Genomic DNA, 13,313 nt, shown 5'->3' on the forward strand with positions numbered 1-13,313 from the left:
CCAATGAAGTACCGACCGGACATCGAGGGGGAATTTGGTTTTGAAATCAGCAGGATCGCGCCTCGCGAAGGGAGAAAGCCGCGCCATTGCGGCCGCGCTTTTCTCCGTGCTCCTGGCGTCCTGCACCTCGGCCGGCGACCCGTCCCTGTCCGTCGGCATGCCCGGCTACAATGCCTCGGCACCGGACACGGCCTCCGGCAGCCAACAGGTCACCACTGATTCATCGTCGCAGATGACGACTTCACAAATGACGATGACCGCCAAGGGCGACGCAAGCCTTCCTGAGCAGGTCGCTCATGTGCCAGCGGCCAAGCCGGGGGCGCAGGCCCCCCAGGGAGGCGCCAAATCGGATGCCGGCTTCCCCGTCCCGGCTAAAGCGGGCGCAGAGACGGCTGCGGGCCAGACGCCGCAGCCACAGGCGGCGCAGACGGTTGAACAGGCCGACGCTGCTGCGCAGAAGACTGAAACCGCCGATGCCGGCACGGCCGCGCCGAACTCCGCCGCGCCGGCGATGAACAACCCGGTCTATGTGACTGCCGCAGAGCCGCAGGCCTATGCGCCGAAGAAGAAGGGGCTTTTCGCCTCTTTGTTCAGCGCCACGCCGGCCTCGGCAGCATCTGCCCCGCAGGCCAGCAACAGGTCGGGCGAGCAGCCGCCGGCGGCGCAGCCCAAGGTCGCTCAGCCCAAGGCGGCGGCAAAACCCGCCATCACCCTGGCCTCGGCCAAATCGGCTGAAAAGCCGGTGCAACTGGCTTCGCTCGGCGATACCAGCCGTTTCACCGATGACGCGCTGCCTGGCGTGCGCAAGACCGCGCTTTTCGAGATCAAGCGCAAATCCGGCCTCGACGACGACAGCGACGTCGATCTGAACGAGGATGAAGGCGGCGCCTATCAGGTGGCATACGCTCCCGGACTTGCCCGGCTGGCGCCCAACGGTCTTTTGAAGCAGACCGAGAATGTCGACGTTGCCTGCCTAAAGCCGTCGCTGGTCCGCGTGCTGAAGACGATCGAGGGCCACTACGGCAAGAAGATGATCGTCACCTCCGGCTATCGTGACCCGGCCCGCAACCGCCGCGCCAACGGCGCCAAGAATTCGCTGCACATGTATTGCGCCGCCGCCGACATCCAGGTTCCAGGCGTCTCGAAAGCGCAACTGGCAAGCTACATCCGCAGCATGCCAGGGCGCGGCGGCGTCGGCACCTACTGCCATACCGAATCCGTCCACATCGACGTCGGTCCCGAGCGCGACTGGAACTGGCGCTGCCGTCGGCGGCGGTAACGGCTGGTTGTCCCTCTCGTCCATGCAACGCCCGCCGTGTGCCGTCTCAGGACGGCATAAGGTGCCGCGTCGAACCAAGGGAAATCGCCGAAAATGCGCGGTTTTGCGGTCACCGAAAAAAGTTGTCGCAGGTAGCGGCAGACGGGTTGCCGGTTTGGTGCAACGCAACTATAAGCGCTCACATCTGAGCGCGCCCATCGTCTAGCGGTCAGGACACCGCCCTTTCACGGCGGTAACAGGGGTTCGATTCCCCTTGGGCGTACCAGAAAAATCAAACACTTAGCTGAAAATCCCGCCTTACTGTCCAATATCTGGCCAATTTCCTTCTGGCCTTTGTCGAGTCCAGCGATTCCTGCCACACTCCTCTCGTCACCACCGGAGGGGAAAATGATCGATTGGGACGAGATCCGAAAATATCGATATACGAAGGGTGCCCCACCGCCAGAATGGCCTGAGGGCGTCAGGGCCATAAGCCTGGAAGGTGTTACGCTCTTAGGCGTCAACCCAAAAACCAACAAACTCTATTGGGACGGCCAAGAGCTCGCGACGGAGAAGCGACTCGCCAATTTTGAGCGACGCATGGCGCTGGCAGTCACCATTGCTACAGTCGTCATGGCCGGAATCGAGATCGGGCGCGCCGCCGGCGTGATTACGCACTAAAAAGCCCGCCACCGTGAGGCACAGTGCGCGGGCCGGACAAGAGCGCTTTCCCATTCTGCGTGCTTGTAGGAATTCTCCGCTGTTTGCTAGTGTCGATGCGGGTAAGGAGGCTACTATGAAGACAATTAAGCGCATTCGCACTGCTAGCATTTCGATTGCTGCGCTGGCCCTTGCCGTCGCCTCGCTCGGGTCAACCAATGCCCAAGCCGGATCGGAGGCCTTCGACACCGGGTACCAAAAACCCGCCACCGTGAGGCCGCTGAGCAGAAGCAGAATTCTTAAATTCTTAAGCGGTTTCCCACCATTTTCCGATCCGAAAGGGTTCTTTTGGTGTGGCGCCATCTGCTTCGGTCTCGTGGCCGGCAGTCTTTTCTGGGTTGGTTCGCCGTTGTCACTCACGTTTGGGGCGATCGCCGTGGCGAGCATAGCACTGGCCATCCTGTTCAGCGTCACGGGCAGGACATAAAAAGAACCCGCCACCGTGAGGCAGCGGCCTAAACGGGTTGGAAGTCGTCAGTGGCGCTCTGCCGGTGCGTCGAGAAATTCGAGGAATATGCGCTCGCCGTTTCGCTCGGCCTTTCCTGGAAGGGTGTAGCAGCCTCGCACGATGGCGGCGGCGATCTCCAGCATGTCCGATCGGCTTCCGACAAGCTTGGTCACCACGGCGTTTTCAGGGCTGCCGTCATAGGATCGCTGCGAGACGAACAAAGTCAGCCTGAGATTGTCGCCATGAACGTGAGCGGCGCGGCCCCAGTGACGAAGACATCAGAGCAGACACTTGGTTCGACGATCGGTGCGGTGCTCATATTCCCCGTGCCCTCTCCATCTCATTTTGCTGCAACCGCGTTCTGACAAAATCCCTGATCGCTTGGCGATCTTCGCCTCGGGCGCACATCTCTTTGACAGCGGAAATGATCGCTATGAATTCTATCCTCCAGTTGGTTCGCCTCTTCCGGCGGCAGCAACAGCAGCTTTGCATCGAGACTGGCTCTGCCCGTAGATGGGATCGCGCCAGCGACAGACGGCGCTGCGGTCGCGTCGATGAGCGTTGAAGCGGCAGCCAAGGCCGCCGCAGCGGCAGCGGCGGTTGAGGTAACCACGAGGCCAAGCAGAAGGCGGCGGCGGTTGATTGCGGGCATGCCTTCGGCGGCTGCCCGAACATGGGTGTTCGGCATCGGATCTTCTCCAATTCGGTTTCATGTGAGGTTCTAGCGGCTTCCGCCAGAACGGGAATTCTGATATCAGAGTTTTTATGGCAAAGCAAGAAACCGTGGTATCAAAGAAACGGCGGGGACCAGCCCCAACGGGAAAAGGCGTGCCGATCATGGTCCGCCTTCAACCGGACATGCTCGCGGGCGTCGATCAATTTGTTGCCGAGCATGATGTTTCGCGACCTGAAGCCGTCCGATTGATCATTCGTGATTGGTTGATCAGACACCAGGTACTGAAGGCTGAGTGAAAACCCGGGCGACTTTCCGTGCTGCCCTCGAATCCGCCGGCGTCGAGTTCATTCCCGAAAGTGGTGGCGAAGCTGGAGTGAGGCTACGGAAATGAAGATGGTCGTGAGTGCAGCACTCATCGCGTCCGCGCTCGGAGTTGCGCCCTTCCTTTATGGCGGACGCTATCAGACGGTAGCCGCTCGGAGAGAGCGCCTACGTCGTCGACCGCTTCACAGGCTCCGTGAAGTCTTGTTCTGTTATCGGCTGCACCGTGCTTAAAAACTATGGGTGAATGCGAACCACGCCCTTGCGGGGGCGAAGCTTTGCGCAAGGAATACTAGCATTATGTTTCTACAAACGTATGTTATGCCCGTTGCTATATGGGAAGTCCGTGGCCCTGACAGTGTGAACGTCATTGGAACCGTGGGCACCGCTTTTCTGATTAACGACCAAGGCTGGATTTTGACCGCTCGGCACGTGGCCGATCAAGCGCTCCAACGCGTCAACAGTATAAAAGGAATGCATGCTGGAGTTGTTGGAAAAGCTGACAACGGCACGGCAGCCACAAGCGTACTTGCGGAATTTCTTCAAATCGAAAACGCCCCGCCTCCGTTCGATGTTGCCATCGCCAGGACGGCTTATTTCGCTCCAACCAAGATACGGTTGCAAAGCTTTGATATTGAGGTCTGGCAGGACGTTGCATCTATTGGCTATCCAATTTCAGCACACGGCGGCACGCCTAGCGGATTTCGGCTCAACTTGAGAGCTCTAAGAGGTTATGTACAGCGCAAAACTTTGCCTCAAGACATGCGCATCGGGAGCCATCCAAATGGCTACGAATTGAGTTTCAACATAAGCCCGGGGATGAGTGGGGCGCCTGTGTTCCAACATCAAGGCGAAACGGATTTGCTGCTTGGAGTTGCGGTAAGTTCATTCCGAGGTGAAACTACCGAGTCAGAGATTTCAGAAGTCGCTGAAAACGGTCAAAAGTACACGGAGCGGCGATTAAGGATAGAGGAGTTTGGTTTTGCACACGACATCCGAGGATTGCTCGACTGGAAGCCGGGCATCGCCGGAGGTGCGACCAGCCTCCTCGATTTAAGCCGAGCCCCCATCACGGCCGAGCGGATCTAGATCAGGCAGACCCCCAACGATTTCATAGCCTCGCCAAAGGCGTCTGCCTGCTCGAAATCCCGGCGTGCCTCATCCAGCGTTGTCAAATCTTCCTCCGACAGCCGGCCGGTGGCAGCGAGGTGCGCTATCTCGGCTTCCTCGTCATAGGCGCCGGTGTTGTGATCGACGCGATATTGATCAGCGAGCGCCTTGGTGTCCTCGGCCTTGGCGATGAGCGCCTGCGCCGCCGCCAGGCCGGCAGGGAGTGGGTCAGGACGGGCTTGGGTCGTGTCTACCTTGCCGGCGACGATCGCCTCCCCACGGGCCTTCTGGCCCTCGTAGTAGCTGAGAAGCTCAGGAAGCTCGGGGGTGAACACGGAGTTTTTAGCTACGTCGCCGGCAACTCGAGAAATAGGCCCTGTCGCGTTCGGTGAAAGCCGGATGTCTTCTCCATGGACAATGGCGTCGATGCCTTCATTCAGCGCAATGCGGGCTTCCTGTGTGGTCTTCAGCGTCGAGAGCCGGGTTTCTGCCTCCGTCCTCGCCCGTGCGCTTTGGATGGCATCGCCATTAATTCATGGCAGATTGTGAATCTCCAACCTACCGGCCCTCCCCTGTCGCAACTTGTGCAGAAAACCGCACACTCCCCCATTCTGCCACGTCGGAATCCAGCTCGAACAACTGCCGGTAAACGCTGGCGGACTTCCTGCTATTTCCATTCATACCTGTCGGTCGGCTCAAGGCTGGATTGAAACGTTTGGCGAAGGGCCGCCAGGGCCGCTGTTTTCCCGTTCAGGTAGGCATCGAAGAACGACACTGCTGCGTCTTGTACAACGCGCGTGTAGCGGGTCTCCTCCTCGGGGCCGTGGGCGTGTGGTCCGTGCTTCAGGCCGGAAAACGCATTGTGGCCAGCACCGTCGAGAACGAGCAGATATTGATGAGGGATGGTCAGCGCTTCGTAAGGGAGGGTCCGCTGTATCGGATCGAATTCCTTGTTGCCGGGCACCGCATTGCCATCTTTCGTGCCGGTGATGTGAAACAGCGGGATACTGATATCGCGGTAAAGGGCGGCCAAGTCGCCGCCCTGGATGGGTATGTTCGGGCTCATGATCAGGCCAGCGCGAATTCCTGGCTCCTTGAACGACCACTGCCCGCCCGGACCCATTCTCTGCCCTGCGGCAACCATCGTCGAGACGCCTCCATAAGAGTGTCCGGCCATGCCGATGCGTGTCAAATCCAGGCGGCCGGCGAGCCGCCCCTCGCCGTTCATGCGCGCAAGCTCGCGCAGGGCAAAGGGCACGTCCTGAAATCGCGCGCGCGCCGCATTGGCGTCCCACATGGCTTCACGAAGAATGCGGTAGACTTCCGCAAGCGAGTTTGCCTGTTGCCAGATCGAACTGTCCGTCCCGGTATGCTGCAGGTGCACCGCCACGTAGCCGCTTTGCGCCAGGCGCCGCCCGAGGTAAGGCATCGCCTCGCGCGATCCGCCAATGCCATGCGACACAAGGATCACCGGGTAAGCGCCAGAGAGGGGAGCCGGGGCATAAAGCCGGTGCGGCACCGAACGGCTGCGCGATTCGTCGCGAAAGGCGCCATCAATGGTAGTATATCCCAAAGGTGAATCGTCCACGGTTTCGTTCATCCGCCAGTCTCACATGGGTGTATGCTCGAGAGCCTCTCTTGTTCGGCCGGTTCCTTGACCCGCTGGGCCGAAAGCATTAAGGCAATTACAGGTGGAAGCCACATTCAAGACAATCTATTACCCGCTAGGTCCGTGCTATGGTGGTGTTTGAAACAAGCGCTCACTATTACCGCTTCTTTGCCAACGAGTCTCGTCGTGGCGGCTCTCCCCTCTATGAAAAGCTGTCGCTTGGGATTGCGGACAACGTCGCGCTGCAGCGCCTGGCGGCAGGGCGCAGGAAGGGTCAGCCGGCGGCGAACCTTGTCTTCGGCGCGGTACAGTATCTCCTGCTTGGGGGCGTCGACCATCCTCTCAAGGATTATTATCCGAGTCTGGGCGGAACGCGGCCGGCCGACGATCGCGCATTCGAACTTTTCGCCGCTTTTTGCGGTGCCCACGAAGCCGAACTCGTCGACATCATCGCGAAGCGCGCCACCAACACCAACGAGGCTGGCCGCAGCGCGCTGCTGCTGCCCGCATTCGATCTGGTTGCGCGCGAGGCCGCCGCTCCGCTTGGTCTCGTCGAGATCGGATCCAGCGCCGGCCTGAACCTGAACTTCGACAGCTATGGATATCGGTATACGGACGGGACAGGCGCTCCGAAGCTGGAGCGGTGGACCGATGCGGATTTCGTCCTTTCCTGCATCCTTGAAGGGCCTGGCGTGCCTGTATTGGGGACGTTCCCGCCCCCCGTTTCATCGAGGATCGGCCTCGAACTTTATCCGACCGATGTTCGGGATGAAAATGAACGCCGGTGGCTCAAGGCGCTTGTCTGGCCCGAGCGCATTGACCGGCTTACAAAACTGGATGGCGCCTTGAAGGTCGCCGCCGCGCATCCGCCCCGGATCAGAGGCGGCGACGCCGTGCTGAACCTGGCCTCTGCGCTGGCGGAGATTCCGCCTTACCAAGCCCGGTGCGTGTATCACACGATCATGGGCTATCAGCTTTCCGGCGATCAACACCGACGCATAAACGATATCCTGTTGGAGGCGAGCAAGACGGCGCCGGTCTGGCGCGTCACCGTGGAGGGCGAGGTCGCACACCCCAACCCCACTGAGACGTTCAATCCTCTCAAGGTCAGCAGATACTTCAATGGCGAGCGCAGGGTCAAAACGCTCGCGATCTGCGATCCGCATGGGCTATCGATGGAGTGGAAAGGTTAGCAGGTCGACGGTTTATCCGGCCATTCCTGTCCTTGACCAGATGCAAACGCGATGCGCTTTACTCTAAGGTGTCCACATCATCGGCGATGGACAAACGATCGCGCGGCAGGGGCACACGCAACTGGTTGCGATTGGACAAGGCCTTGGCAAAGTCCGGTTTGAGCGTCAGCGCCTCGTCGAAGCTGGCGAGTGCTTCATCAATGCGCCCCAACGCCCGCAACGTCACCCCCCGATTGTTCATTGCCTGCACGAAATCGGGCTTCACCCCGATGGCTTTCTCGTAGCAGGCGAGAGCCTCGTCATACCGTTTCAAGCCGCGCAAGGCATGCCCCCTGTTGTTGTAGGCGGCTGCGGCTTTCGGATTGATCTCAGTGGCGCGAGCCAGGTAGGTGTCCGCTGCCTGATACCGACCGGCCTGAAGACATAGAACGCCCAACAGATAATTAGCGTCGTAATGCCGGGGACTTGCTGCCAGGACCTGCAGATAAATCCTCTGGGCATCCAAAAATTGCTTGCTCCGATGGCATTGCAAGGCACGCGCAAATTGCTCCTCAATACGCCTAGCCGCCACAAGCTCGTCCAGAAGCCGGCGCGCCTCCAGATTGCTCGGTTCAGTTTCGAGCACCTGCCTGCAACCGCGCTCGGCCAGATGGAACTTCCCCTCCTGACGCAGCTTTCGCACCGACGAAATCACCGAGGGAAGGCTTCTTCGATCCAGCCTGTTTCCGCGGCTGTTGGTGGAGTCGATCCGGACACCCTCTACAAGCCGCTCCTTCGATCCGAAACTGTACTTGTAAGAAAAATCTCCAGTGCCAAGGTCGTAGGTCCTGAGGCCGTTTTGAATTGCCCAACGGATGCTGTAGGCGTGAAGCACCAAGCCCGGTGGAGGCTTCCGAATTGCGAGATTGCGGCTGACAAGGAAACAGACGAGTGAACGCTTCGACCTGTCGATAAACGCAATGTGTACTCCTAATGGAGTATCGCCTTTCCACAATACCGGCGCGAACAGCACACCCGCCTTGTGGCATTCAAGTAACATATGGCGGCAGTTGGCAATAACACCCTGAGCATAAACGCGGCTTTTGGCCTCCCACTGCGCAAGCCAAAGTTGATAGAAAACCTCCAGGTCGCTTTGGATTGTCTCGACGTCCGCCAAACCTATCCGGTATTCTCCGCTATTTTCGACCTGACGAAGAAAATGGCGGACATCACGACGGGTTTTCGGGCCAAGGTTGCCATCCAGGAATTCGTCCCAATCGGTTGGCAAATCGACATACATATAGATGTCATGATTTATGTTTTCGCCTATTCGGGTTGTATGGCGACGTCGTTCAATCTTTTCTTTCACAAAATCATTGTCGGAAAAGCTTCCAAGCAGCATTTGACGGCGCTTGGCCGATATCGAAATGTCGTCGCAGTGTAACGTTGCCCAATTCAGCGCCTGCAGGCGATCGGCGAACGACGAAATGACTCGCTCCTCGAATTCGGGAACGCAGATGAAGCCCGTATAGGTGGCGAAATACGAGCCGGCCATCCTTATGCTGCTATAAAACCCCGTCTGCTCATCAAGCCCGGTGACGAGTTGCAAAGGGAGGAAGGCGACATACTCGTTCGACCCGGGAGACCGCGCAGCCAAAATCACCCAACCTGGGCGTCGCAGCCAATTCGACATCCATGGCCACGACAGGAAGAAGTTCGCCTCCGGATCGGAGTCATATATCCGATCCCAATTCTCTCTCAGCGGCTGCAACGCTTCGAATTTGTCGACCATATCGATTTGCATGCGCTGACCATCACTGAAGTGCCCAATCGAGCGTTGCGGTTATCTTTGCCGCTTTCTCTGACGCCTGAGACTGTGCGTCAAAACATGTCCCACCAGTTCTGCATACTTGATCCCATGCAGGGCGGCCGAACGATAGACCGCCGAGGCCGGCGCCATGTTGCAGGCGATGTTCACTTCGATGAAAACGGTCCGCCGCGTGTCGGGATCATAACGGAAGTCGAAGCGGGCATAATCGAATGGCGACATCTCGGCCACCATTCGTGCGGTTGCCTCCGAAACCTCTTCAGCTCCCGGTCCGTCGTAAGGAGCGGACTTGTAGGAACTGTTGAGCCCACGCTTTGCTTCATTGGTCAGAACATTGTCGCCAGGGCGGCCGCGCTCCTCGAAGACCGCCAATGAACCCGGGGGGAAGCCCTCGACAATTGGAACCGTCAGATTGAGGCCCGGCACAAACTCTTCTGCAATGAATTCACGGCCGCCGTGACGTGGATCCGAGATGGTTGTCAGCGCATCCCGCCAATCCGCTTCATTCTCGACCTTTACAATTGCGTCGGAAGCGATACCCCCTCGCGGCTTGACAATCCAGGAACCGGGCAGGCTGAACTTGTCATTGCTGACCTCACCGGGCTGCATGATCCTGTGCTTGGCGACATCGAGCCCCAGGGAAGCAGCCAACTGCTTGGCCAATACCTTGTCTTCCGAGACCGCCCGACTTGACGCCGATGCGCCGAGACAGGGGACGCCACGATAGGCCGCGATTGCCGGCGCCAGGAGCTCGTGACCATCGAATATCGCATGCGAGTGAATGGCATAGAGGAAATCGAAGTCGAGAGGCCCGAACAGCACCTCGTGCTCGCTCGCCGGCGTGACCCTGAAACCCAGCCCGCGCAGCGTTTCGAGCATGATGGCATGGTAGACGACGTGGTAGCCGTACTTGGCCCTGCGCTCCGGGCTGGAGTCGAGGGCATGACGCGCCAAAAACAGCACATGGGTTTGCGCCAGCTCTTCCGGCGATGGGGTCAACAGGTATTCCAACGTCGGCATTTATGAGCCTGATGTGTTCAAAACGCTTTTCCATGCTTGCATCATGGCTTGAGCCGGTCAAGCAGAACCATGGGCAATATTTTGGGTGGCGTTGAAGGTCGAAATGGTACAGATCCAGACTGGGTTGCTGGCCGCACTGCCCGGGTGAAGAAAAGCAAGAGCAGTTCGGAGCTCCCGGCTGTCCTTTGACGGAGTCAAAGCCCCAGCTCGAATGTAGAAGCCTGCTTGCTTCCGAGAAAATTCCCCAAGGCCTGGATAGCGTCTATCGTATGCTGGGCATTGTCTATGCGAGCCCACCTATTTTTCTCTGCATTGGTCCTGATGGCTCCTCGGTACGCATAAAAAGGAAGAGAAGATTCATCCAGTTTTTCTCTATACTGCAAGGATGCGATGTTTTTCAACGAGAGCATAATAGCGTCAAGGTATCGCCCTGCCCTCACCTCATCCCCTGTCCGCTGCGCCATCTCGAATGCATAAGCCAGCCCCTCGGTATAAACTCCGTCCGAGGACGCGTGCGGAAGGCCGTACTGAGGGGTTTCTGGATTGAAGAATCGTCCAATCCTGTACGACCGGTCCTGAAGTTCAAGCAATTTGTCGTTCAGAGTAAACACCGCCTCGGCGAATTTATCGGCTTTCGTCAACTCATATAGATGCCGATAAGCGATGGTGTGCCAAGGCACGTATGCCGGGTAATAATTATCTGCGATATTGCGGACATATTCATCTAAATAGAATTCTGCACTGCGCGACGCTTCGTCGAAATAACGGGTTAATCCAGTCCGGAAATAATATTCCAGCAAAGCTACCAGTGCTTCCCCTGAGTAGAATGTTAGGAGGTATTTTGCGTCGAAGGAATAATTCGGCTCCTTTAGCCAAGGGCGAAAAGACCCGTCTGCATTCTGGAGCGCAAGGATGCCATCCGCGGCTGCCCTGGCCTTTGACTGGAACTGTTCAAAATGAGGGCTTGCCGCGAATGTGCGAAGCAGCATCGCATTTGCTCCGAGCTTTGACTTGCCATCATATTCAATATAACCAATACCACCCTCCTCCCTATACCACGTATTCATGATGAACGACAAATTCCGGCGATGAACAGGGCGAAGCGAGAGATTTCCTACGCTCATTTCCGCCAACGTGCGCGATGACATAAGCTGTCTTAGTTCATTGTTTTTTTCAGATTTCTCGCCCGTATACGGATTAATACTGTAGGTAAACAGGCCTCTTTTTCCAATATTGCGGATTATCCAGGCTTCCGCCAAGTCTCGGATCCTTGCCATCTCCTCAGGCAGCGACACGTCCGTCCGTCGTTCGGGAGACCGTTCGGCGCGATGAAAGCTCGTCTTCGGCATGAGGCGTTTGGAGGTTTGAACCCGGTGGGCGGACATGGTTTCGCCGAGATTGATCGAGTTTTGGGCTGCTCTTCAACCGTCGACTGTAATGGCAGGGTCTATGCGGTGGCAACGGCCTCGGCTGTAGGGCCGGGCTCCAAATGAGCGTAGAGAGCCGTGAAGATCCTGGTTTGTCGCTGCAATTGAAGGGCCGGTCTGCGACGAAGCCCGGCGCGGAGGAGTGAAGATAGCTTCGCGGCCGATAGTCAGCCTCGCGCCGGCCCTCCAGTTGAGTATCCCAATCGGAAGGTGAGCGCCTTTAGACGCTCACCTTCGCGATTATCGAGCGAACATCTGGTGGGGTCGTTAGCCGCCGCTGCCGCCGCCACCGCCGCTGCCGCCGCTACCACCGCCGCCGCCGCCGCTGCCGCCGCCACTGCCGCCGCTGCCGCCGCCACTGCCGCCACTGCCGCCACTGCCGCCGCTGCCACCGCTGCCGCCACTGCCGCCACTGCCGCCGCTGCCGCCACTGCCGCCGCTGCCGCCGCTGCCGCCGCTGCCGCCGCTGCCGCCACTGCCACCGCCGCCGCCGCCGCCGCCGCCGCCATTGCCGCCGTCGCCGTCACCATCGCCGTCGCCGTCGCCGTCACCATCGCCGTCGCCGTCACCATCGCCGTCGCCGTCGCCGTCGCCGTCACCGTCGCCGCCATTGCCGCCGCCGCCATTGCCGCCGCTGCCGCCGCCATTGCCGCCGTCACCATCGCCGCCATCGTTCAAGGCGGCGGTGATAAGGGCCGTGGTAACCGGCGGGCACATGTCGATTTGCGCGGCGGAAAGAATGCTGGTGCGGTTGGCTGCAATACAGCAAAGCGCGAAATTGGCTTCAGTGAGAGGTTGGCACTGTGCAGCCGCAAGCCGAGGACGTTGACTCTGCTGTGCGGTTGCCGGTGTGATCATTGCCACCGTGAAGGCAGCGGATGAAAGGAGCAGTATTCTTAGAATCGTGCTTGAGACGTCAGGGTACAGGTGCATTTTCTTCCTCCTTGAGGGAAAAAAAGGCGCTCCCGTCCCCTTGGTTGCGCGAAAGGGTCAATATTACCGACCATCGGTAACACTTTGTTAAGTATGGCAAACAATTTGTTCCTGCGCAATCGCGATTCTCAGGGTTGATTTACCAATCCCCATAAGGATTATGCCGACCCACCAAAAGGGGACACTCAGTGATTCGTTCGGCGGCGCTTCTCGCGGCGGCCATTTTGTTGGCCGGCTGCAGCAATCAAACAACCGGAACAGCAACGAAGATGGCCACGCAAGGCTACGCCTTTGCACCGGCCGCCTTCTACAAATTCTGCGCCAGCGATCCGGCGCTCTGCAGCACCCGCGGCAAGGTCAAAGCGGTCGAACTCACGCCGAGGCTGGAAGCGGAACTTGCGAGCGTGAACAAGTCGGTCAATCGCCGCATCAAGGAGAGAGGCGACAGAGACTCCGCAGGCCGAGCCGATGTCTGGGGCTTGCCGACCGGCGAAGGCGATTGCGAGGATTTCGCCATCCTCAAGAAAGCCGAGCTGTTGAAGCGCGGGTGGCCCGCATCCGCCATGTTGCTGACCGTTGCGACACTTGGCGGCGCAGGTCATACGGTCCTTACGGTGCGGACGAACCAGGGCGATCTGGTGCTGGACAACAGGACGGGCGCGATCAGGAACTGGTCACGGACCTCGTACCGTTATTTTGCTCGGCAGTCCCAGTCCGAAAACGGCAAGTGGACGCGGATAAGAACCTGACACCCGTGCCTTGATCGCCCCGCGCCGATTTCGACGCGGCGC

15 protein-coding genes and 1 tRNA gene are annotated in these 13,313 nt (G+C 58.9%); 8 read left to right on the forward strand and 8 right to left on the reverse strand.

Translation table 11 applies throughout. The features are described 5' to 3' along the window. The first annotated feature begins 34 nt into the window (after positions 1-34). The 4 genes from AC0L17_RS10280 to AC0L17_RS10295 all read left to right on the forward strand — a co-directional run bounded on the left by AC0L17_RS10280 (position 35) and on the right by AC0L17_RS10295 (position 2,405). The gene (locus tag AC0L17_RS10280; protein WP_473515740.1) at positions 35-1,279 is read left to right on the forward strand and encodes a YcbK family protein; all 1,245 of its coding nucleotides are present in this window, start codon (positions 35-37) and stop codon (positions 1,277-1,279) included. Between the two features lie 190 nt (positions 1,280-1,469). Next, positions 1,470-1,544 (forward strand) — tRNA-Glu (locus AC0L17_RS10285). A 122-nt stretch (positions 1,545-1,666) separates the two neighbouring features. Next, the gene (locus tag AC0L17_RS10290) at positions 1,667-1,939 is read left to right on the forward strand and encodes a hypothetical protein (RefSeq protein WP_473515741.1); all 273 of its coding nucleotides are present in this window, start codon (positions 1,667-1,669) and stop codon (positions 1,937-1,939) included. A 115-nt stretch (positions 1,940-2,054) separates the two neighbouring features. Beyond that, positions 2,055-2,405, forward strand: a complete 351-nt coding sequence (locus AC0L17_RS10295; protein WP_473515742.1) for a hypothetical protein — start codon at positions 2,055-2,057, stop codon at positions 2,403-2,405. 47 nt (positions 2,406-2,452) lie between these two features. Here the strand turns inward: AC0L17_RS10295 and AC0L17_RS10300 are convergent, their stop codons facing one another. After that, positions 2,453-2,599 carry a hypothetical protein gene (locus AC0L17_RS10300; RefSeq protein WP_473515743.1) on the reverse strand — a complete coding sequence of 49 codons (147 nt, stop codon included), beginning with the start codon at positions 2,597-2,599 and terminating at the stop codon, positions 2,453-2,455. A gap of 167 nt (positions 2,600-2,766) precedes the next feature. Beyond that, a complete protein-coding gene (locus tag AC0L17_RS10305) occupies positions 2,767-3,114 on the reverse strand; it encodes a hypothetical protein (protein ID WP_473515744.1) in 348 nt (115 codons plus the stop codon). 77 nt (positions 3,115-3,191) lie between these two features. Between AC0L17_RS10305 and AC0L17_RS10310 the strand changes: the two genes are divergently transcribed. Next, positions 3,192-3,398 (forward strand): ribbon-helix-helix domain-containing protein, encoded by a 207-nt coding sequence (locus AC0L17_RS10310; protein WP_236374471.1) that lies wholly within the window; start codon positions 3,192-3,194, stop codon positions 3,396-3,398. Positions 3,399-3,723: 325 nt separating this feature from the next. Beyond that, positions 3,724-4,512 (forward strand): S1 family peptidase, encoded by a 789-nt coding sequence (locus AC0L17_RS10315; protein WP_473515745.1) that lies wholly within the window; start codon positions 3,724-3,726, stop codon positions 4,510-4,512. Here AC0L17_RS10315 and AC0L17_RS10320 read toward each other — a convergent pair. Beyond that, positions 4,509-4,868 carry a hypothetical protein gene (locus tag AC0L17_RS10320; protein ID WP_473515746.1) on the reverse strand — a complete coding sequence of 120 codons (360 nt, stop codon included), beginning with the start codon at positions 4,866-4,868 and terminating at the stop codon, positions 4,509-4,511. The genes AC0L17_RS10315 and AC0L17_RS10320 overlap by 4 nt on opposite strands. A gap of 332 nt (positions 4,869-5,200) precedes the next feature. Continuing rightward, entirely contained in the window at positions 5,201-6,133 is a 933-nt protein-coding gene (locus tag AC0L17_RS10325) for an alpha/beta hydrolase family protein (protein ID WP_473515747.1), read from the reverse strand. 137 nt (positions 6,134-6,270) lie between these two features. On the opposite strand from AC0L17_RS10325, the gene AC0L17_RS10330 reads away from it, so the two are divergent. Beyond that, positions 6,271-7,335, forward strand: coding sequence for a DUF2332 domain-containing protein (locus AC0L17_RS10330; RefSeq protein WP_473515748.1), 1,065 nt, complete (start codon positions 6,271-6,273; stop codon positions 7,333-7,335). Positions 7,336-7,393: 58 nt separating this feature from the next. Here AC0L17_RS10330 and AC0L17_RS10335 read toward each other — a convergent pair whose 3' ends face one another. The 4 genes from AC0L17_RS10335 to AC0L17_RS10350 all read right to left on the reverse strand — a co-directional run bounded on the left by AC0L17_RS10335 (position 7,394) and on the right by AC0L17_RS10350 (position 12,251). Next, positions 7,394-9,106 (reverse strand): GNAT family N-acetyltransferase, encoded by a 1,713-nt coding sequence (locus AC0L17_RS10335; protein WP_473515749.1) that lies wholly within the window; start codon positions 9,104-9,106, stop codon positions 7,394-7,396. 51 nt (positions 9,107-9,157) lie between these two features. Beyond that, the gene (locus AC0L17_RS10340; RefSeq protein WP_473515750.1) at positions 9,158-10,162 is read right to left on the reverse strand and encodes a D-alanine--D-alanine ligase family protein; all 1,005 of its coding nucleotides are present in this window, start codon (positions 10,160-10,162) and stop codon (positions 9,158-9,160) included. Positions 10,163-10,356: 194 nt separating this feature from the next. Beyond that, on the reverse strand, positions 10,357-11,421 hold the full coding sequence (locus AC0L17_RS10345; RefSeq protein WP_473515751.1) for a glycoside hydrolase family 88 protein: 1,065 nt from the start codon (positions 11,419-11,421) through the stop codon (positions 10,357-10,359). A 335-nt stretch (positions 11,422-11,756) separates the two neighbouring features. After that, positions 11,757-12,251 carry a hypothetical protein gene (locus tag AC0L17_RS10350; protein WP_473515752.1) on the reverse strand — a complete coding sequence of 165 codons (495 nt, stop codon included), beginning with the start codon at positions 12,249-12,251 and terminating at the stop codon, positions 11,757-11,759. A gap of 492 nt (positions 12,252-12,743) precedes the next feature. Between AC0L17_RS10350 and AC0L17_RS10355 the strand changes: the two genes are divergently transcribed. Beyond that, on the forward strand, positions 12,744-13,271 hold the full coding sequence (locus AC0L17_RS10355; protein ID WP_236389063.1) for a transglutaminase-like cysteine peptidase: 528 nt from the start codon (positions 12,744-12,746) through the stop codon (positions 13,269-13,271). Positions 13,272-13,313: the final 42 nt, after the last annotated feature.

The organism is Mesorhizobium sp. WSM4829 (assembly GCF_055811475.1).

Coding starts and splice junctions, on each gene's coding strand:
- AC0L17_RS10290 (WP_473515741.1), top strand. CDS start 1,667: ATGATCGATTGGGACGAGATCCGAAAATATCGATATACGAAGGGTGCC.
- AC0L17_RS10295 (WP_473515742.1), top strand. CDS start 2,055: ATGAAGACAATTAAGCGCATTCGCACTGCTAGCATTTCGATTGCTGCG.
- AC0L17_RS10305 (WP_473515744.1), bottom strand. CDS start 3,114: ATGCCGAACACCCATGTTCGGGCAGCCGCCGAAGGCATGCCCGCAATC.
- AC0L17_RS10310 (WP_236374471.1), top strand. CDS start 3,192: ATGGCAAAGCAAGAAACCGTGGTATCAAAGAAACGGCGGGGACCAGCC.
- AC0L17_RS10315 (WP_473515745.1), top strand. CDS start 3,724: ATGTTTCTACAAACGTATGTTATGCCCGTTGCTATATGGGAAGTCCGT.
- AC0L17_RS10325 (WP_473515747.1), bottom strand. CDS start 6,133: ATGAACGAAACCGTGGACGATTCACCTTTGGGATATACTACCATTGAT.
- AC0L17_RS10330 (WP_473515748.1), top strand. CDS start 6,271: ATGGTGGTGTTTGAAACAAGCGCTCACTATTACCGCTTCTTTGCCAAC.
- AC0L17_RS10335 (WP_473515749.1), bottom strand. CDS start 9,106: ATGGTCGACAAATTCGAAGCGTTGCAGCCGCTGAGAGAGAATTGGGAT.
- AC0L17_RS10340 (WP_473515750.1), bottom strand. CDS start 10,162: ATGCCGACGTTGGAATACCTGTTGACCCCATCGCCGGAAGAGCTGGCG.
- AC0L17_RS10350 (WP_473515752.1), bottom strand. CDS start 12,251: ATGGTGACGGCGGCAATGGCGGCGGCAGCGGCGGCAATGGCGGCGGCG.